Below are 21,472 nucleotides of genomic sequence, written 5' to 3'. Positions count from 1 at the left end.
CCTTCATGACGACGGGATTTACTGCATGAAAAGAAGAGAAGTCTTGCAAACCGCAGCCTCCGCCCTTGTCGGTGCGCTTTCCGTGAGCACGTTTTCCAGTTACGCCGCCAAAAATACAGGTCTGGCGCTGAAATCGGTTGATGCAACGGCGATCCCGAAAGGGGATGTTCCCATTCTTACCCCTGAAAATGTGTACGCCATGCCACCGCAGTTTTGGCAAAATTTTCAGGGGAAGCTGTGGATTGGCAGAGCAGGCAGCGATGCCCGCCAGCCCGGTAACCAGATTCCGGTCTTTTTGCGCGATGCCAACGGCAATCTGGCGCAAATCACCCAGCCGATTACGCTGAACAAAGGCAATTTTGATCAGTTCGTCAAAGACAATGCGGCGCTTATCGCTAATCCGTCGCACGCCATGGCGCTGGAGGACAGCAACGGACAGACCGTATTCAACATTCCGGATGTCAGTCAGCCGGGTCAGGCCGCTTTTAGTCAGCGTCTGGCGCAGCCTGCCGGTTATCAGCTCATCGGGGAAATTCCTTCTGTCGATGATCTGCGTAAAACGCGGCCGCTGTTTGAAGGGGCAAAGATTAAGCTGAAGAGCTGGCATCCCGGCCTGGAAGTAGGCGGGGGCGAGTTTGTTGGCAGTTTTCAACCCGCTCAGGACGATCAGGGCGTGATTTTCAGCGGCGACGGCTTTCACTGGCGCCGCGTGGTGGATGACTATAACCGGCTGTCGCTGTTTGACTTCGGCGCGATCGCCGACGGCAAAACCGACAGCGCGCCCGCCATTAAAGCCATGTATCAGTGGTCGCAACAGAGCGATCAGCCTATCTGTGTCCAGTTCCCGGCAGGCACCTTCTTCGTGACAGGCTGTGACTTTGGCGAAGAACAGCGTCGCTTTTTCCGTATCTCCGGGGCCATGGTCAACTTCGGCTACTTCCCGGCGACCACCATCGTTTCTGATGGTCAATCCCCGTTTGTGTTTGAGGTCAGCGCCCGCTGGGTGGAAATCTCCAACCTGATTTTCAATGGCAATACCGATACGAAGCCGAACAGGCAGGGCCTGTTCCGCAATACCTGTCCGGGAGGGCAATTCTTCCGGGGGGCCTGTCTGCGTTTCAACAACGTTGGTGGCACCGCGCTGAGCCTGCTGGATACGCTGGACTGTAAAATTGACCAGTGGTACGCCTCGGCCTGTACTGGTGATGTCATTCAGGCCGGCTGGTCAGGACAGAAGAAGGGCAACTGGGATCACAGCACGGCGATTGAGCTTTCCAACTTCAATGCGCAGCACTGTAAAGGTGGCAAGGTCCTGAATCTGCCGCGCTGCAGTCAGTCGCTGATTCATAACGGCTGGATTGAACACTGCGACAATCCCGGCGATATCTCCAATGGTCAGTGGATTATTGATGCGCTCAGTCTGGAAGATTGCAAAAACCCGCTTATCGCCTGGCACTCGCGCCTGAATACGCGCCAGACCAACCTGCAGTCGGGGAGCTGGATTGATAACTCAGAGCAGGGCGATCGCTGGTTAAGCGCCTGGGAGATGGGATCGACCCGCGTTGAATCCTACGGCGTCGCGATTGATGGCAGCCTGAAATACAACTATCTCACTTCGCGCTGGTTGCTGGAAAACAACACCAGTCAGCCCGTGTGGTACGAACTGGCTAACCTTTATTCTCCTACTGTCGGTGACTCGTGGGAAATCGAGGTCTTCGGCCAGTCGCAGTTTAACAACGGCACGGACAGCGAACCGCTGATGAATCTGATCGACGGCAGAAACACCGGGGGTCGCGCGGTGATTCATGTTCAGAGTAAGAAAGATCACGCTGAAGCCAGCTGGTCAGCGGAAGGCAGCAGCCCGGTGCTGGACGTGCGCTACGTGGCGAAAACCGACACCGATACACAGGTCTTTATCAGGCTGGCAGGCTGGACGCCTTCTGCTGCCATCATGATCAAAAGCACCGCGAAGGACCGTTTTGTGACCGGCCGCTGCGCGCGGGTCGATGCCAAAATGGCTAAAGCCACGCCCGACAGTGGCAGCCATGCTGCACCGCAGCGCTTTAGTCTGCACAACGGCAAAGCGGGCGTCGGCGCAAATGAGCAAGGCGATCTCCTGCTGGCTTCCCGCGCGCTGTCGGCTGACAACGTGGATACCCGTAAACCAGAAGGTTTCGTGTCGGTGGTCATTAACGGTAAAACCGTTGCCTTGCCCTATTTTGCCATTAAAGCGTAATTGAGAGAGGGCTGCCCTTAGCGGCAGCCAGGGCCAACGGGATCTGGGCTGTTGGCGTGCACGTTATTGCTGTTTTTTATCAGTGTTCATTTTGCCCGTTTCGGAACTGGGCGGTTGTCAGAATTAGAAAAAATTTAATTCGGAGTTTTTATGAAAATTTTATTGGTGGGTAACCATACCTGTGGGAATCGTGGGGATGGCGCGATTCTGCGTGGACTGATTGATTCAATTCAGGCCGCGCGCAACGATGTCGATATTGATGTGATTAGCCGTTATCCAACCAGCTCCGGTTATCTGCTTCAGCAACATATTCAGCAGGACAAGCTGTTCCTGCATAACAACTCCTCGGGGAAGGGCCTGATTGGCTCGGTCAAACGTAAGGTAGCGAACCGCCTGATGCCGAACATCATGATGGCACACCTGGGTAAGGGCGGTCCTTACAAGTCATTTTCCGTGCCGCCGCACCTTAAAGCCTTTACGGAAAGCCTGAAGGATTATGATGCCATCATCCAGGTAGGCGGCTCATTCTTTGTCGATCTCTATGGCGTAACGCAGTTTGACCATGCGCTTTGTGCTCTGTTAGCTAAAAAACCTATTTACCTGATTGGTCACTCGGTCGGTCCGTTCCAGAATGCGCGCACCAACCAACTGGCAAATTTTGTGTTTGATCGGGTGGACAAGCTTATTCTGCGTGAATCGGTCAGTCTGGATCTGATGAAGCGGGATGGCGTTACCAGCTCGAAAGTGGTGGCCGGTGTGGATACCGCGTTTCTGGTTCGTGCCCGTGAAGTGGAAAACCCCAGCCACAGCCTGCAACACTGGCAGAGCGTGATCCGCGCGCGTAAAACCATTGCCATCACGGTACGCGAACTGGCCCCCTTTGATAAGCGTTTGGGCGTCACGCAGCAAGACTATGAAGCCGCATGTGGCCGGGTGATTAACGCGATGATCGCGAGCGGTTATCAGGTCGTCGCCCTGTCTACCTGCACCGGTATCGACAGCTACGCCAAAGATGACCGCATGGTCGCGCTGACCCTGCGTGACCACGTACAACAGTCTGAGCATTATCACGTCGTGATGGACGAGTTTAATGACCTGGAACTGGGTGTGCTGCTCAGCGAGTGTCATCTCACCATTGGTACCCGTCTGCACTCTGCCATTATCTCGATGAACTTCGGCACGCCTGCCGTAGCGATTAACTATGAGCACAAATCCATGGGCGTCATGAATCAGTTAGGCCTGCCGCAGATGGCGACCGATGTGCAGAGCCTGATGGACGGTTCCCTGATCGATAAGGTGCAGAGCGTCCTGGCCGACTACGACGCGATCAAGCAAAACGTTGCTGCTGCCGTGGCGCACGAAAGGGAAGTGGGTAACCGAATCACTGAAGAGATTCTAAACGTAATAGGATGATGTGATGAAACTGACTTTTTTCACGATGCGTTTCCCGGTTGCCTCTGAAACATTTGTTCTGAACCAGGTCACTCATTTTATTGATGCGGGCTATGACGTTGAGATTATCTCGGTATTTCCGGGGGATCTGGTCAACCGGCATGGCGCGTTTGATGAGTACGGCCTGGCAGCAAAAACGCACTACCTGCTGCCAGAAGAAAAAGTGTCGCTGACGGACAAGCTGGGACAACGCCTGAAACTCGTTTTGCCTAAAATCATCCGGGCATCCTTATTACGTTCGCTTAACGTGCGCCGCTATGGCGCACAATCAAGCAAACTGCTGCTTCCCGCCATTGTCGCCAATGCGCGTCAGACCTATGAAGCGGATGTGTTCCTGGTGCACTTCGGCTATGCCGGTGCGCTGGCAAATAAACTCCGCGAACTGGGTATTCTGAAGGGCAAACAGGCCACCGTTTTCCACGGCGCGGATATTTCGCGTCGTCACATTCTTGACGAGCACAAGCAGGATTACCGCAACCTGTTTCAGCAGAGCGAGCTGATGCTACCGATCAGCCATCTGTGGCAAAACAAGTTGATCGAAATGGGCTGCCCGCCCGAAAAGATTCACGTGACCCGTATGGGCATCGAGCCAGAGAAATTCAACTTCCAGCCGCGCGACGGTTTTCACACGCCGCTGCGTATCGTGTCTGTCGCCCGCCTGACTGAGAAGAAAGGCCTGGATGTCGCGGTCAAAGCCAGCGCCATGCTTAAGCAGCGCGGCGGTCAGTTCCAGTACACGATTATTGGTAACGGCGATCAGGACAAGATGATGCGTGACTTCATTGCGAACGAATCGATGCAGGATTGCGTCACCATGCCAGGTTTTAAACCGCAGGAGGAGATTCGTAAGGCGCTGAGTGATGCCGATATCTTCCTGCTGCCGTCAAAAACCGCCGCCGATGGCGACATGGAAGGTATTCCTGTCGCGCTGATGGAGGCGATGGCGGTTGGGCTGCCGGTGGTCTCCACCTTCCACAGCGGTATTCCTGAACTTATCGAAAACAACGTTTCCGGCTGGCTGGTCAAAGAAGATGACGCTGACGCGCTGGCCGACACCTTACTGAAACTGTCCCAGGGCGAGGTAGACGTTGCCCCCGTTGTTGCGGCCGCCAGACAGAAAGTGGAAACCGAGTTTAATCAGCATATCGCCTACCGCGAGCTGGCACAGATTCTGGAGCAAATGGTTTGAGTGGAATAAAGTCACAGGCGATTTGGTTGTTTGGCAGTACCTGTTTTTCAGCCGTACTGCAGGTCGCGCAACTGAGTTTTCTCGCCCGTAAACTCGAAACCCATGAACTGGGGCTGCTGGCCATTATCAACGCCATTCTGGCGGTGGCGGGTGTCCTGCAGGACATGGGAATGAGCAGCTATCTGGTACACCGCCAGGACATCACGCGCCGCGAGCAGAGCACGATCTATTGGGTTAACGTCGGTATTAGTTTCTGTACCGGCCTGGTTATGCTGGGCATTGCTTTCCCGGTTGCCTGGTTCTATCACCTTCCGGCGTTAACCGGATTGATTATGCTGACCAGTCTCAACTTCCTGGTGCTCGGTCATCTGTCTCAGTATCAGGCGCACTATATCAAAACCAAACGCATGGTTTCGCTGGCGAAAATTGAGATGGGCACGAAGCTGTTCGCCTTTCTGTGTGTTGTCGCCATGCTGGAGTTTACGTCGCTCACCGTCGCAGCAGCGATTCTGGGCCTGTTTATCAATGCGTTCACTCGTATTTTGTGCATGATTGCGCTTGGAGAGAAGTCCTGGCGGCCTACGCTGGAGTTCGACAAACAGACCTTTTTTAACGCGGTACGCTACGGAATTTACCAGCTCGGTTCGCAGACGATTAACCAGTTACGCACCCAGGCCGATGCGCTGGTGGTGGGGAAAGTGATGGGCGCTGACATGCTCGGTGTTTACTCACTGGCGAAAGAGCTGGTGCTGCAACCGCTCAAGCTGGTGTCGCCCGTGATTAACCGCCTGGCGCTGCCGCGCTTTGCCGAGAAGCAGCACGATCCAGAGCAGTTGAAGAAACTGTTCCTCAAGGGCACTCTGGTGATTATGTTGTTCAGCAGCGCGATGTATCTGGCTATTGGTATTTTGTCACCCGTCATTGTTCGCGTGCTGTATGGTGCCTCACATGAGCAGGTTTACCATCTCATTCCGTTGATGCTGCTGTTTGGCATGCTGCGGCCGATGGGCGGTCTGACTGGTGCTATTTCCCAGGCTAACGGTCGCACCAACGTGGAGTTCTACTGGAACATCGTCGCGAGTCTGGTGGTGGTGGCGGTGCTGGCCACGACCTTTATCTGGCCGAACGTCCTCTATGTCGCGCTGACGCTGTCGATTTCGCAGGTGTTAATTTCCGCCCTGGCGCATCCGTTCTTTATTAAACCGGTCATTGGCATTCGTTTTATACCCTATGCCCGACAGTGGGTGTCGGTCTCCGTGCTGTTTGCGGGACTGATGCTGCTGGTCAATCACTTCAACCTTTTCGTGATGCCGGAATGGTTTGAACAGTGGCTGTAAGTGTCATTATCACGGGCGGCTTCGGGTCGCCCGTGTCGTTTTATGGCTGGCCTTAAAAAGGGCAAAGGGCGTTGCATTCGGACCGCCAGAGACTCGCTTGTCTGCGGGATTGCGCTTTATTTCCAAACGGCGAAAACCCAGGGAAAATCCCGAATTTGTAAGATTTCACAGCGAGTTAGTGTGGGCTTTTCAGATAAAGATTATACTTCCTTTTCCGGTCCATCCGGCATAATTGACGCATGTCTTCACTTCATTAGATGGAATAAATATGACCAAGCTTAAAGCAGTAATCCCGGTTGCGGGTCTCGGCATGCATATGCTTCCGGCGACCAAAGCCATTCCGAAAGAGATGCTGCCTGTTGTGGACAAGCCAATGATTCAATACATCGTTGACGAGTGCGTAGCTGCAGGTATTAAAGAGATTGTGCTGGTCACCCATGCGTCCAAAAATGCGGTGGAAAACCACTTCGATACAACGTACGAACTTGAAGCGTTGCTTGAAGCGCGCGTGAAGCGCCAACTGTTGAGTGAAGTACAGTCAATTTGTCCGCCAGGCGTGACCATCATGAACGTACGTCAGGCGCAGCCACTGGGTCTGGGACACTCCATCCTCTGTGCCCGTCCGATGATCGGCGATAACCCGTTTGTTGTCGTTCTGCCTGATGTCCTGCTGGACGATTCTACCGCTGACCATTTACGTTATAATCTGGCGGCCATGGTGGCGCGTTTTGAAGAGACCGGTCATAGCCAGGTTCTGGCGAAGCATCTGACCGATTATGACCTGTCAGAATACTCGGTGATCACGACGGAACAACCGCTGGAAAACCCGGGCGACGTCAGCACCATCAGTAACTTCGTTGAGAAACCAGAGCATCCGGCTGAGTTAAACTCAGACCTGGCGGCGGTAGGGCGCTACGTCCTCTCTGCCGATATCTGGCCAGAACTGGAACGCACCGAACCGGGCGCATGGGGACGTATTCAGTTAACGGATGCGATTGCCAGCCTGAGCAAGAAAAAAACGGTCGATGTGTCCCTGATGACCGGGCACAGCTTTGACTGTGGACGCAAGTTGGGTTACATGCAGGCATTTGTCTCGTACGGTTTACGAAACAATGCGCAGGGCCGTGATTTCCGCGAAGCGATCAAGCATATTCTGGCGAAGTAATCACTGTATAATTCGCCGCGGTTAACGCGGCAGAAAGGGAGAAGTTGAGATGGCAATTTTGGTTACAGGCGGCGCGGGTTACATCGGCTCTCATACCGTACTGGCGCTGCTGGAGCGCGGTGACGACGTCGTCGTCCTGGATAATCTGTGCAATGCCTCGCGTGAGGCGATTAACCGTGTTGAGAAACTCGCCGGCAAGAAAGCCACCTTTATTGAAGGTGATGTCCTTGACCGCGCCTGCCTGCGCGATCTGTTTGCCTCTCACCGTATTTCTGCCGTGATTCACTTCGCCGCACTTAAAGCGGTGGGTGAATCCACGCGTATGCCGCTGGAATATTACGAAAATAACGTTGCCGGTACCGTTGTTCTGCTGGAAGAAATGCGTAACGCCGGCGTCTGGAACTTCATTTTCAGTTCCTCTGCCACCGTTTACGGCGCTAACGCGCCGGTACCTTACGTTGAAACTACCCCGATTGGGGGGACGACCAGCCCGTACGGCACCTCCAAGCTGATGGTCGAATTCATTATCCGTGATTTTGCCAAAGCTGAGCCGAAGTTCAAAACCATTGCGCTTCGCTACTTCAATCCGGTTGGCGCGCATGAATCGGGTGAGATCGGTGAAGATCCGTCAGGCATTCCAAACAACCTGCTGCCCTACATTGCCCAGGTCGCTATCGGTCGTCTGGATAAACTCGGTGTGTTTGGCGGTGACTATGATACGCCAGACGGCACCTGCCTGCGTGACTACATTCATGTCGTTGACCTGGCGGAAGGCCACCTTAAAGCGCTGGATCATCTGGACAAAATTGAAGGTTATAAAGCCTACAACCTGGGTGGTGGCAAAGGCTTCTCCGTACTGGAGATGATCAAAGCCTTTGAAAAAGCCTCGGGCAAACCGATTCCGTATGAAATCAAACCACGTCGCGATGGCGATCTGCCGGCGTTCTGGGCGGATGCGTCGCTGGCGAACCGTGAACTGGACTGGCGTGTGACACGGGGGATTGACGCGATGATGCGCGATACGTGGAACTGGCAGTCGAAAAATCCGGAAGGGTTTCGTTAATATTACTCATTAGCATTTGTAAAATCCCATATCGTTCGATGCTAACAAGCAGCCGCACGTATGGGATGTTCCTGTATTGTCTTTAAACCGTTCACATCATTGTAAGCACTCACCTGTTAAAAAATGGACTTAGTTATTTTTTGTCCATAAATCAAAAATCTAGGGCGCTTTCAACCCATCCCGCTTGCCACAGAAAACAAAATCTGTTGATTAAATGGTCAGATTTCAGATGCCAAATCTTGTGTGATCAGAAAATTGTCAAAAAGTGGCGCTTTAAACCTTGTCTCAAAGCCAGGATAGTACGAGAATCGTAAGGTTTTTTATCGATTCAGCCAGGTTCTCGAAAATAATAACCGGGCAAGACAACGCCATTTTGTAATGCAGTCTATGCTTAACGATGGCTAAAACTATGTTCACGCAAGTGGTAGCGATAGCCAGGGGCGGTAGCGTGGTTAAAATATGACAACTCAGCAGTGGTGCATACATGCAAGAGATCGTTTGTGTTTTTCTAAGTGCATTCGCGTTGCTATTCATTGCGCGCAAGGTCGCTCGCAAAGTCGGACTGGTCGATAAGCCTAACGACAGAAAGCAGCATAAAGGACACATTCCCTTAGTTGGCGGCGTTTCGGTCTACTTATCACTATGGATTTTATACATCATGCAGCCAGGTTGGCTGCCTGATTTCACCATATATATGTTCTGCGCCACCGTACTCTTAACTGTAGGTGTGATGGATGATCGTTTCGATCTGCCTGTTATGCCTCGCATAATGATCCAGGCTTTAATGGCGTGCATCATGATGTGGAACGGGTACTATCTCTACTCCCTTGGCAATGTTTTGTTCGGTTTTCAGCTTGTGCTGGGGATGTTTGGCTATGCGTTTACGCTTTTTGCCGTTATTGGGGCAATCAATGCCTTCAACATGGTTGATGGAATTGATGGTCTGTTAGGCGCACTATCATGCGTAACGTTTGGGGCTCTGGGGGTCGTTTTTGAACTTGGGGGTAATTCAAAGCTCGCGTTATGGTGCACCTGCCTGATGGCGGCCTGCCTGCCTTACATTTTATTAAATCTTGGTATTCCATGGGGTAAGAAATTCAAGGTCTTCATGGGCGATGCAGGAAGCACCTTAATTGGCTTTACAGTAATTTGGTTGCTTATGATAGCGACTCAGGGAACTGAAGCGGTAATGCGGCCAGTTACTGCTCTCTGGTTGATAGCGGTTCCTTTGATGGACATGGTCAGAGTGATGACCTCACGTATCAGACGTGGTTGCAGTCCTTTCAGGCCAGACAGAGAACACCTTCACCATCTATTGATGAGAGGTGGACTGACCGGACGCGGTACACTTGCCGTCATGGTTTGTTGTGCTGTGACGCTCGCAATAATTGGTATTGTATTCGAAAGTATTGGCATAAGTGATTGCTGGCAACTTCTGGCGTTCATTGCTTTGTTCATTTCCTTTAACGCGGTTATCAATAAATCAGCGAGATTTCATAGAATAAACGCAATAACTCTGTCAAATCAGAGTGAAAACGAAGCGTTGGCGGATAAATTCTGACACTGCGTTTATTCTGGCAGGTTGCATCAGTGCGCGCTGATGCAAAGGTAAAATTTACACCTAAATTGAATTGCATCATGACTCTCCCATTCCGGCGTCGGGTCTGAATGCGAAATGTGAAATACTATTCTGGACAGCAATTGTGAAAATTTTAGTGACTGGTGGTGCAGGTTTTATTGGATCCGCGGTAGTTCGTCATATAATCGAAAATACGCAAGATAGCGTTGTAAACGTTGACGCACTGACCTACGCAGGTAATCTTGAGTCACTTAAAGATGTTGAGAACAGTGAACGTTACAGCTTTGAACATGCAAACATCTGTAATTCAGGTCAAATGGCTTCTGTACTGGAACGTCATCAACCCGATGCAATTATGCACCTGGCTGCAGAAAGTCATGTTGATCGTTCAATATCTGGACCCGCAGCATTCATAGAAACCAATATTGTAGGGACATACACTTTACTGGAAGCAGCACGTCAGTATTGGCTCAGGCTTGATGAATCGAAGAAAAACGCTTTTCGCTTTCACCATATTTCAACGGATGAAGTGTATGGTGACCTGCCTCATCCAGATGAAGTAGAAGAATCTTCATCGCTGCCTTTATTTACAGAAGACACTTCTTATGCGCCAAGCAGCCCTTACTCTGCATCAAAAGCATCCAGCGATCACTTAGTCAGAGCATGGTCACGTACCTATGGTTTGCCCTCGCTCATTACAAATTGTTCAAACAATTACGGCCCCTATCATTTCCCAGAAAAACTCATCCCTCTTGTCATCCTTAATGCTCTTGAAGGTAAATCATTACCTGTTTATGGCAAAGGTGATCAGATTCGTGACTGGCTGTATGTTGAAGATCACGCGAGGGCACTGTACACGGTTGTCACAACCGGAAAAATTGGAGAAACCTACAATATTGGTGGGCATAATGAGAAAAAAAATCTCGATGTGGTGCTAACTATTTGTGATTTATTAGATGAAATAGTGCCAAAAAATGTTTCCTACCGTGAACAAATTACATATGTAAAAGACCGGCCTGGACATGACCGTCGTTATGCAATTGATTCTACAAAAATTGCTAAAGAACTGGGCTGGAAACCGCAAGAGACATTCGAAAGTGGTATTAGAAAAACTGTTAACTGGTATTTGACAAATAGTCTTTGGATTGAAAATGTCAAAAGCGGTGCCTATAAAAGCTGGATTGATGAAAACTATGGAGAACGTCAGTAATGAACATCCTGCTTTTTGGTAAGTCAGGTCAGCTTGGATGGGAACTGCAACGTTCATTAGCTCCACTAGGCAATGTTATTGCGCTTGATCGGCATGCTGAAGATTATTGTGGAGATTTAAGTAAACTTGACAAAATTGCTGAGACCATTCGTCAAATAAAGCCCGCGATAATCGTCAATGCTGCTGCTTACACTGCAGTGGATAAAGCTGAATCTGAAAAAGAAGAGGCTTATCTTTTAAACGCCCAGAGTATAGAAGTCATAGCAAGAGAAGCGCAGAAGCTCAAAGCATGGGTAGTGCACTATTCAACAGACTATGTGTTTTCGGGTTTAGGTGAAAAACCATGGTCTGAGTCGGATATTGCCGAACCTGTAAATACTTATGGTAAAAGTAAGCTTCTAGGTGAAAAAAATCTGATATCTGAGTGTACCAGGCATTTGATTTTTAGAACAAGCTGGGTCTATGCAGCAAAAGGTAGTAACTTTGCCAAAAAAATGCTGGAACTGGCTAAAGGGAAAAGTGAGCTATCTGTTATTGACGACCAGTTCGGGGCACCTACAGGTGCAGAGATTCTGGCAGATTGCACAGCACATGCATTGCGCGTAGCACTGGAAAAACCCCAGGTTGCAGGTATTTATCACCTTTCAGCTAGTGGTACCACGAACTGGTATCTATATGCTACATATGTATTTGACGAAGCTCGTCGGCTTGGTATCCCATTGAAGGTTGAAAAAGTTAACGCTGTTCCTACAAGTGCATATCCAACACCTGCAAAACGGCCTCAAAATTCACGTTTAGATAATACATTATTTCAAACCGTTTTTAAATTGACACTTCCTGAATGGCATGTTGGTGTCAGACGTATGCTTACGGAAATATTAAATTCAGAACGTTAAAAGAAATTTAATGCCTGTAACAGGCATTTTTGCTTAAAGAGATAAATGAATGGCGAAGCGTAAAGGAATTATTCTTGCGGGCGGATCTGGTACCCGTCTGTATCCGGTCACAATGGCTGTCAGTAAGCAACTTTTACCTATTTATGACAAGCCGATGATTTATTACCCACTTTCAACATTAATGTTGGCGGGCATTCGCGATGTTTTAATTATTAGCACGCCACAAGATACGCCGCGTTTTGAACACCTTCTGGGTGATGGGAGCCAATGGGGAATTAAACTGGAGTACAAAGTCCAACCCAGCCCGGATGGGTTAGCACAAGCGTTTATACTTGGGGAAGAATTTATTGGTAACGATAGCTGTGCTTTAATTCTGGGTGATAATATTTTTTATGGGCATGATTTACCCAAATTAATGGAAACGGCAATCGAACAAGAGAGTGGTGCAACAGTTTTTGCTTATCATGTTAATGATCCTGAGCGTTATGGTGTTGCAGAGTTTGATAAAAATGGTAAAGCTATTAGTCTGGAAGAAAAGCCTGAGGTGCCTAAGAGCAACTATGCTGTAACAGGTTTGTATTTTTATGATAATGATGTTGTCCAGATGGCCAAAAACCTTATACCCTCCTCACGTGGAGAGTTGGAAATTACCGATATCAACCGACTGTACCTTGAAAAAGGAACATTATCTGTAGCGATGATGGGAAGAGGGTTCGCATGGCTTGATACGGGTACTCATCAAAGTTTAATTGAAGCCAGTAATTTCATTCAAACTATTGAAGAGCGACAGGGTTTAAAAGTTTCCTGCCCAGAAGAAATAGCTTACAGAAAAGGATTTATTGATGCTGCTCAGGTTAAAAATTTAGCTGAGCCACTCGCAAAAAACAAATATGGTAAATATTTGCTTAATATGATCAAAGGTAATTGATTGATGAAGATTGCAACAACATCCTTACCAGATGTACTTATTATTGAGCCAAAAGTGTTTGGTGATGAACGTGGTTTTTTCTTTGAGAGTTTCAATCAACGCTCATTTGAAGAGGCTGTAGGCAAAAAAATAAACTTTGTACAGGATAACCATTCAAAATCGACGAAAGGTGTTCTCCGTGGCCTACATTTTCAAAATGCTCCTTATGCTCAAGGAAAACTGGTGCGGTGTGTTGCAGGTGAAGTTTTTGATGTGGCTGTTGATATCAGAAAAGGATCGAGAACATTCGGGCAGTGGTTCGGCATTATCTTGTCAGCTGAAAATAAACGGCAGCTCTGGATTCCTGAAGGCTTTGCTCACGGTTTTGCCGTAATGAGTGACCATGCTGAGTTTCTTTACAAAACAACAAATTATTATCATCCAGAAGCAGAAAACAGTATTCTTTATAACGATACAGATCTAAACATAGAATGGCCGGTAATTGATTGTCATTACAAACTTTCTGTAAAAGACGAAAAAGCGAAGTCATTCCGCGAAATATTTAATAACTAACTTTATAAAAGATTGATAATAGCGAAGCAAAAAGCCAGTTAAAAACTGGCTTTTTCAATGAGCGTATAATGAGAAGAGAAAACGTAATAAAATCATTCAAATATGGGCTTTTCTTTTCAGTGCTCATAATGGTCATGACTTTTTTTGTGAGGAAAGTATTTCTTGATGAGTTAGGAAGTGAACTTACAGGTTTTTATTTGCTGATCAACCAATTGTTAGGCTTTATAAATTTAGCTGAACTAGGACTTGGGACTGCATCAACGTATCTTTTATTTAAACCTTTACACAAGAAAGACAATACAGAACTTTCAATAATTATTTCAACCATCCGAGATCTCTATAAAAAAATACAGCTTCTCGTATTGATAATTGGCTTCGCTATAGCCTTTTTCCTCCCATTCATAGTCAAAGATAAATTACAGTATCTTGAGCTTTATATACCTTGGGTGCTTTTCGTATTAGCAACGACGCTATCTTATAGCTACAGTTCGGAATCAATATTACTTTCAGCCGACCAAAAATTACATTATGTACGAGTTATTAATGGTTTAGGAAGGGTAATAAGTTTTTCTCTTCAAATTCTGTCTCTAAAACTAGGGTATGGGATAATCGTTTTTAGTATTATTGAATTAACTTCTAATATCCTGCAATTACTCCTCTTTAAAAACATCGTAAAAAAACAATATCATTTAAAATCCATAAAAAATAAAGAAGAAACAACAATTTTTAGGAAAGAAGTTTTTACAGAACTGAAAAAAACATTTATCCATAAAATTTCCGGGGTGTTGATTTTTAATACTGACTACCTTTTAGTTTCATTTTTTCTAGGACTAGCGTATGTAACATCTTATTCCTCGTATATCATGATTATCCAGGCGTTATCGTTTCTTATCACGACAGTGAGTGCACCATTGAGTGCAGCATTGGGTAATTATTTACATGATAAAGGGGGAGAAGCAACTTACAAAAAATTTCTTCAAGTAAATGTGTTTTTTTTCTTATGTGCTTCGGTAGTGAGCATTGTCTTTTATTTTGTCGTCAATGATGTCATAACACTTTGGCTAGGAAAGTCAGTTTTACTCGCTAATGAATCTGTCCTTTTAATAAGTGTAAATTGTTTTTTCCTGATATCCAGAAGCGCAGTTGATATTTTTAAGGTTTCGTATGGATATATGTCAGATATACACTTACCATTAATAGAAGGTGTGGCAAACCTAATAATCTCTTTAATATTAATTAAATACATGGGGATTAATGGAGTAATAATAGGTACCATATTTTCAAATGTAGTAATTATAATGATTGTCAGGCCGTACTATTTATATAAGTACGGGTTCAAGTTAGATTTAAATACGTTTCTCAAAGACTATTTTCTCTCATGGGTGCCAGCAATTATTGCCGTTTTTTTCTGTTTCATATTTGTATCTTACGCAAAAACTTATCCCATTGAAGTCGAGGGGGTAATGAGTTTACTCTTTAAATGTTGTGTTTTCACTGTAATAATAGGCGTCCCATGTACGATATTATTTGCAGTTTTGAGTCCCGATTTAAGAGGGTTAATTAAAAGCCAGTTAAGAGCGCGATATGGACGATAATGCCTTACCGATAGTAATCATGACCAGGAATGATGATGAGTTTCTTGAGTTATGTATTGAAAGTATAATCAATAATACCTTATACCCTTATTTTATTTATGTAATTGATAATAGTTCGAATTCACCTATTCAAAATGCGTTGCTTGACAAATATGCTACATACAAGAATATTAAGATTTTCAGAAACAAAAGCAATCTATGGGTTTTGGGTGTTAACGAGCATCTAAAAAAAATAAAAGAGAGTCATAATTCAAACTATTTTTTGTTAACTGATGGTGACATTGAATTCCCCTCATTGAATGAAAATAAAGAATGCTGGCTTACAGTTCTTGTGAAATATATGGAACAATACAAATGTATTGGCAAACTAGGAATGTCGCTGGACTGGGCTGATATTGAAAACGATATGTATTTTGAAAATATCCTTTCACAAGAGAAAGCGCTTTACGATAAGGAACGAAAAATCGGCGAATTATTTATTTCTCCGGTTGATACTACTGCAGCATTATATCGATGGGATTGGTCAATAAATAGTTTCGGGCTTTATCCCGACCATATACGTTATCTCAGACCAGAACTCTATTCTTGTCGAACGCCACGTACGCTTAAAGCCGTACACCACGGGTGGAAGACTTACAAAGAGAATAGCAGTAAAAATGTGGAAGATAAAATCAAATGCTTCACGTTAATGGGCGCTGATATTAAGAAAAACCAAATTGAAAGTGTTGGTTTTAACGTCAGGCTATATAATAAAATTTTGGCAAAACCGATGAAAGTTTTCTGGGGCATCAGGCGAAGATTTTATCTGGCAAAATATCTATTCTGTAAAGGCCTAAGAAAATTCGATAATCATTAGCAGGTTGATAATGGCAATATATTTATGTATTTTTTCGGGGTTGGCATTATTTAGTCTATTAAATAATCAAAATAAAAAAATATATTTTTTCTTCATTACCACTCTTTTTATATTGGCGGCTTTTCGTGGTATTGATGTCGACCGAGATTATAAAACCTATATAAGCATTTACGAATACATTATTGATGGTGAACCTTATACTATAGAACCAACTTTTTATTTGATGAGTTGGGTCTCATATTTATTGACTAATTCATATGAATTGATTTTTATAGCATTCTGTTTCGTGGCGCTTTTTTATAAAGTGAAATATATTAAGCAGTTTTCACCTTATATATTTTTGTCATTACTTGTGTATTACAGTAATTTTTATTTTTTACATGAGATGACACAGATAAGAATCGGCGTTGGAGTGGCAATAGGCTTTTTTGCGCTAAAATTTTTGGTGGAAGGTAATAAGAGAAAGTTCATCTATTACATCATTGCAGCCTGTTGTTTTCATTTTTCTATGGTTGTAATGCTTGTCGCATTAAAATTTAATCGAAAGAAAATTAGTAGCAAATATATTTATATTATTCTGTGTTCAATAGGGCTTTGCTATTTTTCGATATTATGGAAAATCAACCCTGTTGAGTTGCTAGGATATTTACCTGTGCCGGTCATTCAGGAAAAGTTGAGAATATATAATTATCAAACGCAGCAGGGAATGATACAACCAGTCAACGTTTTTTCGATAATGCAATTGTTCCGTATATTTATTCTCATTTTTGTTTTTGCTTCTTATAAAAAGTTTAGCGGAGATGAAAGATTTGTTTTGTTTCTGAAAATATATGCTTTGTCACCCATTTGCTTAGTTTTGTTTTCAGCTATTCCAGCCTTTGCTATAAGAATGAGTGAAATATTTGCCGTGGCTGAAATAGTACTGCTACCGATGATCGTTTACAGATGTCAGCAAAAAAATGTAGCAAAACTTTTAGTAATCTTATATAGCGCTTGTATTCTTTCTTTAAACTTATATCACAATCAAATTATTTCTGGATATCATTTTTAAATGGACATAAAATTCCTCCCGATTGTCGTTCTTTATAAAATAGGCTTGAGTCATTCAGACAGTATTAATAGCATACTAGATTCTGATGTAGAGGGATTAATTTCCGAAATCTTTGTATATGACAATTCCCCTGCATGTGAAGACAACAATGAAATAATAGAAAGCTATCGTGGCAGGAAAGTATATTATATAAATGATTATTCTAATTCAGGTGTGAGCGCAGCTTATAATAAAGGACTATCAAAAGCTAAAGAGCTTAATTATGAATATGTATTACTACTCGATCAAGACACAAAATTTCCTCCAGACTCGGTTAAGGAATACGTTAAAGCTATAAAGAATAATCCGCATATTAAACTAGTTGCCCCAAGGCTTAAAACTACAAAAGGTGAGCTATGTTCACCTTTAAGATATTCACTGCATCGGGGATTCGTTCTAAAAGAAATTGAACCGGGAATTTATCCGCTCGATCGCTATTCTCCTATTAACAGTGGCATGATGCTAAATACATCATCTGCCATTCAATGTGGTGGATATGAAGAAAAAGTATTTTTAGACTTTAGCGATTTTCAATTTATTGAAAAATTAAAAAGAAATGTAGACTGTTTCTATGTCATGCCTTTATTAGTTATACAGGATCTTTCCAATGATGAACCTGATACAAATTCTTTATTAAATAGGTTCAAAATCTATTGTAAATGTGCAAGAAATTGCCATAGAAATAATTTTATTGATGATGGTATTTATTTTTTTATGGTTTTGAATAGAGCCATTAAACTTACTTTAAGAACGAAAGAAAAACAATTTATTCTCTATTTTTCCCGCTTTTATGTTCGAGGCCAAAGATGATTTCTGTTTGCATCCCAACGTTCAATGGTGAAGCATTTATTGAGGAACAGGTCAGGAGTATCTTGGCTCAACTAGACATCAATGATGAAATAGTTATCTCAGATGATAATTCTACTGATTTGACAATTAGTAAAATTAATAGCATCGGAGATGATCGTATTAAAATTTTTCAGAATTACAGAAGTAAACGCGATGATCAGCGTGATACACTTTATAAAGTTTCATTAAATGTACAAAATGCGTTAAAAAATGCCAAAGGAGACTATGTTTATTTGTCGGACCAGGATGATATCTGGATTGGAGGACGCATAAAGAAGACGATCGAGTTCTTAAAAGCCAATGAGCCCAGACTAGTAGTTTGCAATTGCAAAATTATTGATGAGCAAAAAAAAATAATTGCTGATTCTTATTTTAAATACATAAAGCCGAGCTCGAGTTTTTTTAGAACATTATATAAAAGTTCTTTCCATGGTTGCTGTATGTCATTTAACAGAAAATTAGTTGAAAAGGCTTTTCCATTTCCTCAAGAAAGTCTCGGCCATGACCTTTGGATTGGTTTAACTGCTATTTTGTATGGCAAAATTAAATTTATCGACGAACCACTCATTCACTATCGTAGGCATAGTGCGACAGTGACAACGACGGGTTTTAAAAGCGGCGCAAGTTTATCCTTCAAAGTTAGCTATCGAATCAGTACGATTAAAGCAGTTCTTAGAAAAATTTTTAAAAAGAATTAATGAGAATAATTAATGAAGATAGCTCATGTTCAAGTAATACCCAAAATGTCTGGTGTTCAACAAATTTCTTTAGATATTCTTAGTGGTTTAAAAAATAGTGACTTAGAAAAGTATGTTATTTGCGGTGAAAATCCAACAGAACAGTTCGTAGAATCATTCAGAAATGCTGACGTAGAAATCATCATTGTTCCTTCAATAAAGAGAAATATTGGGTTTCATGATTTAAAAAGTTTTATTGCGCTCTACAAAGTCTTTAAGAAATACAATTTTGATATTGTACACACCAATTCGACTAAACCTGGAATTGTAGCTCGAATAGCTGCAAAATTTGCAGGAATCAATAAAATAGTTCATACGGTTCATGGGGTGGCGTTTCATAAATATGAAGCATTACCTAAACGTATTTTTTATTATTTATTAGAGAACTTTTCTACATTATTCGGTGATGTAAATGTCACTGTTAACAAGAAATATATATCATATTATCCTTTGGTTAAGAGTCATTTGATTTACAATGGCGTGAGTATAAAAGATTATCAATGTGAGATAAAAGACTTTCATAACGAACGTGGTTTGCATTTTGCATTTTTAGGACGACTGGACACACAGAAAAATCCATTAGAATTTATCGAAGCAGTTAACCTTCTTGTTAATAAATATCATGTCAGTAATAATGTTAGATTTACACTGGCAGGTAATGGTGAACTTTTTTCTGAGTGTAAAAAATTAATTAGTAAATACAATCTCGAAGATAAAATTGTGATGCCGGGATGGATCATTGACAAAAACGTTTTTTTTAATGATGTTGATGTACTTTGCCAACCTTCGCTGTGGGAAGCATTTGGTTTAGTTTTTGCCGAAGCTGCACTTTTTCAAATACCCTCTATTGCGCATGGCGTTGAGGGTATACCAGAAGTGGTGCTCGACAATATTACAGGTCAACTTTATAAAAACGGACCTGAAGAATTTGCTGAAAAGATGTTGTATTTAATCAATCATCCAGATGAAGTCAAAAGATTAGGCCGTCAGGCAAAAAAACATACTCTTGATACTTTCACTAAAGAGAGAATGGTTGCAGAATACTGCAAAGTATATTTCGAAAGAAAATAATTTTAAATAATATAAAGAAAATGAATAAATATAAATATCTTTTATTTTTGCACTTCACCAGTCTAATAATATTAACTCACTTATTGCTAAAGAGGAGTAATCTTGATACAGGTGTAGAGTTAAATATTTATCTCGAAATCCTTTTATTTAGTTTTGCTTGCAGAGCTTTAGGCAGCCCTGTTCGTATTGTTATCAGTCTCTTTTATGGCTTCACCTTGGGTCTTCAGGTGTCCTCTTTGAGATCGACAGGGGATTTTGTTTCAACTCTGACGTTAGATAATCTGTCGGAGTTTAGGGCTATAGGGCATTCTCAGTTTGTTGAAACGCTTCTTATTACATTGACATACTGTCTTGTTTCTTTGACCTGTTTGATTCCACGAAAAACAAAATTTTCAGTTTATTTCATTGTTCTCTTCATCCCACTATTCTTTATTAATGGTGCTATCTCAAATTTTTCTTCAGCCTCGCATGGTTATTATAAGCAGTTGACCTACAAGCCATCATATAATTACCCTGATATTGCAAAAAAGTATTTAAAATTTAATATTTATGAAAACTCGCATCATATTAATTTTATCGAAAATAAACCTAAAAATGTTATTATTGTTTTTACAGAAGGCTTTTCTTCACATGTTATTGATCGTGAAAACACTTTAGATCTCCATCTTACCCCGAATATCGATAAACTCTATGATGAAGGCGTTGTAGTAAAAAATTATTATAATCATACTGCTGCTACATTCCGTGGGCTGCGTGGTCAGCTCACATCAGCATATCAATACAGAGATGGAACTAATAACAAAGTTGGTGGTTTTTTTCAGATTAGTCATAAAGAGGTAGAAACGAACTATTTCGGGAGGCTTATTTCTCTCCCGTCTATTCTAAAGGAAAATGATTTCAATACTTTTTTCCTCGCCTCGACTGAAAACGATAGCAATCTTAATGCCTTGCTTAAATCAATGCCTTTTCGAAAAGTTTATGGAATGGAAGATTTTGGATGGAAGCAGGGAGACAGGATGTCTGATAAAAAAGTCTTTGAATCATTAAAGCAACTTCTTGAAAGTTATAACACAGACACACCTTTTTTTATTGGTGTATATCCATCAGGAACTCATCACGGAATGGATAGTCCAGATGTACGCTATAAAGATGGAAACAATAAAATCTATAATAAGTTTTATAATTATGATTATCAGCTCGGAGAGTTTATTAATTACTTTAAAAAGTCTAAATATTACAATGATACGATATTAGTTATTACTGCTGATCACGCCTCTTTTCCTGCACCAGAATTTAAAAAAAGTTTCGACGTTGATACAAAGTATTTTGTGGATAAAATCCCCTTGATTATTATTGGTGCTGGTGTGCAACATACTGTCATAGATGGTGCGGGTAAAAACAGTCTTTCTCTAGCCCCAACGATTCTGAACATGCTTGGTATCAAAAATCACGCAAATTATTTCATTGGTTGCTCATTATTTGATAATAATTGTCACAGTCCTTTTCAACATATATCTGCTATCGGCGACGATATTTATATAATTAATAAAAATTCTGATGGTAATTATGAAGTCAATCCAGAATCTATAAATAAAGATATCTCTGAATATTACACTATCAGTGGGTGAATTTTTTACAGTTATTTGAATCTAAAGTCTTTGCGTACT

18 protein-coding genes are annotated in these 21,472 nt (G+C 43.2%); all 18 read left to right on the top strand.

What is annotated here, in order from left to right:
• Positions 1-25 precede the first annotated feature (25 nt).
• The 18 genes from G5574_RS05670 (at position 26) to G5574_RS05585 (ending at position 21,433) form a co-directional block, all read left to right on the top strand.
• Positions 26-2,236 carry a phage tailspike protein gene (locus tag G5574_RS05670; RefSeq protein ID WP_164482233.1) on the top strand — a complete coding sequence of 737 codons (2,211 nt, stop codon included), beginning with the start codon at positions 26-28 and terminating at the stop codon, positions 2,234-2,236.
• 150 nt (positions 2,237-2,386) lie between these two features.
• Positions 2,387-3,649: a colanic acid biosynthesis pyruvyl transferase WcaK gene (wcaK, locus tag G5574_RS05665; protein WP_110268232.1), complete on the top strand. Its 1,263-nt coding sequence runs from the start codon at positions 2,387-2,389 to the stop codon at positions 3,647-3,649.
• A 4-nt stretch (positions 3,650-3,653) separates the two neighbouring features.
• Positions 3,654-4,877: a glycosyltransferase gene (locus G5574_RS05660; protein ID WP_164482232.1), complete on the top strand. Its 1,224-nt coding sequence runs from the start codon at positions 3,654-3,656 to the stop codon at positions 4,875-4,877.
• Positions 4,874-6,214: a lipopolysaccharide biosynthesis protein gene (locus tag G5574_RS05655; protein WP_033740483.1), complete on the top strand. Its 1,341-nt coding sequence runs from the start codon at positions 4,874-4,876 to the stop codon at positions 6,212-6,214. The genes G5574_RS05660 and G5574_RS05655 overlap by 4 nt, the downstream gene beginning before the upstream one ends.
• 268 nt (positions 6,215-6,482) lie before the next feature.
• Positions 6,483-7,379 (top strand): UTP--glucose-1-phosphate uridylyltransferase GalF, encoded by an 897-nt coding sequence (gene galF / locus G5574_RS05650; RefSeq protein ID WP_006119858.1) that lies wholly within the window; start codon positions 6,483-6,485, stop codon positions 7,377-7,379.
• Positions 7,380-7,428: 49 nt separating this feature from the next.
• Positions 7,429-8,442, top strand: a complete 1,014-nt coding sequence (gene galE, locus G5574_RS05645; RefSeq protein WP_033740479.1) for a UDP-glucose 4-epimerase GalE — start codon at positions 7,429-7,431, stop codon at positions 8,440-8,442.
• Positions 8,443-8,926: 484 nt separating this feature from the next.
• Complete coding sequence (wecA, locus tag G5574_RS05640) at positions 8,927-10,003, top strand: UDP-N-acetylglucosamine--undecaprenyl-phosphate N-acetylglucosaminephosphotransferase (RefSeq protein ID WP_164482231.1); 1,077 nt, start codon at positions 8,927-8,929, stop codon at positions 10,001-10,003.
• A 142-nt stretch (positions 10,004-10,145) separates the two neighbouring features.
• Positions 10,146-11,231 carry a dTDP-glucose 4,6-dehydratase gene (gene rfbB, locus G5574_RS05635; protein WP_033740474.1) on the top strand — a complete coding sequence of 362 codons (1,086 nt, stop codon included), beginning with the start codon at positions 10,146-10,148 and terminating at the stop codon, positions 11,229-11,231.
• Positions 11,231-12,127, top strand: coding sequence for a dTDP-4-dehydrorhamnose reductase (gene rfbD, locus G5574_RS05630; protein ID WP_164482230.1), 897 nt, complete (start codon positions 11,231-11,233; stop codon positions 12,125-12,127). The genes rfbB and rfbD overlap by 1 nt, the downstream gene beginning before the upstream one ends.
• 49 nt (positions 12,128-12,176) lie before the next feature.
• Positions 12,177-13,055, top strand: a complete 879-nt coding sequence (gene rfbA / locus G5574_RS05625; protein ID WP_164482229.1) for a glucose-1-phosphate thymidylyltransferase RfbA — start codon at positions 12,177-12,179, stop codon at positions 13,053-13,055.
• Between the two features lie 3 nt (positions 13,056-13,058).
• Positions 13,059-13,607, top strand: coding sequence for a dTDP-4-dehydrorhamnose 3,5-epimerase (gene rfbC, locus G5574_RS05620; RefSeq protein WP_033740468.1), 549 nt, complete (start codon positions 13,059-13,061; stop codon positions 13,605-13,607).
• 68 nt (positions 13,608-13,675) lie between these two features.
• Positions 13,676-15,202, top strand: a complete 1,527-nt coding sequence (locus tag G5574_RS05615) for a lipopolysaccharide biosynthesis protein (RefSeq protein ID WP_133745364.1) — start codon at positions 13,676-13,678, stop codon at positions 15,200-15,202.
• Entirely contained in the window at positions 15,192-16,058 is an 867-nt protein-coding gene (locus G5574_RS05610; protein ID WP_033740463.1) for a glycosyltransferase family 2 protein, read from the top strand. Before G5574_RS05615 ends, G5574_RS05610 begins: the two co-directional genes overlap by 11 nt.
• A gap of 10 nt (positions 16,059-16,068) precedes the next feature.
• Positions 16,069-17,109: an EpsG family protein gene (locus G5574_RS05605; RefSeq protein ID WP_033740460.1), complete on the top strand. Its 1,041-nt coding sequence runs from the start codon at positions 16,069-16,071 to the stop codon at positions 17,107-17,109.
• Positions 17,110-17,958, top strand: coding sequence for a glycosyltransferase (locus G5574_RS05600; RefSeq protein WP_050504922.1), 849 nt, complete (start codon positions 17,110-17,112; stop codon positions 17,956-17,958).
• A complete protein-coding gene (locus tag G5574_RS05595; protein ID WP_164482228.1) occupies positions 17,955-18,695 on the top strand; it encodes a glycosyltransferase in 741 nt (246 codons plus the stop codon). The genes G5574_RS05600 and G5574_RS05595 overlap by 4 nt, the downstream gene beginning before the upstream one ends.
• Before the next feature lie 12 nt (positions 18,696-18,707).
• Entirely contained in the window at positions 18,708-19,805 is a 1,098-nt protein-coding gene (locus tag G5574_RS05590) for a glycosyltransferase family 4 protein (RefSeq protein WP_164482227.1), read from the top strand.
• Positions 19,806-19,825: 20 nt separating this feature from the next.
• On the top strand, positions 19,826-21,433 hold the full coding sequence (locus tag G5574_RS05585; protein ID WP_164482226.1) for an LTA synthase family protein: 1,608 nt from the start codon (positions 19,826-19,828) through the stop codon (positions 21,431-21,433).
• Positions 21,434-21,472 lie beyond the last annotated feature (39 nt).

It is taken from the genome of Pantoea stewartii, from assembly GCF_011044475.1.
Lineage (GTDB): Bacteria > Pseudomonadota > Gammaproteobacteria > Enterobacterales > Enterobacteriaceae > Pantoea > Pantoea stewartii.
This window is presented reverse-complemented; position numbering and strand designations above follow the sequence as displayed.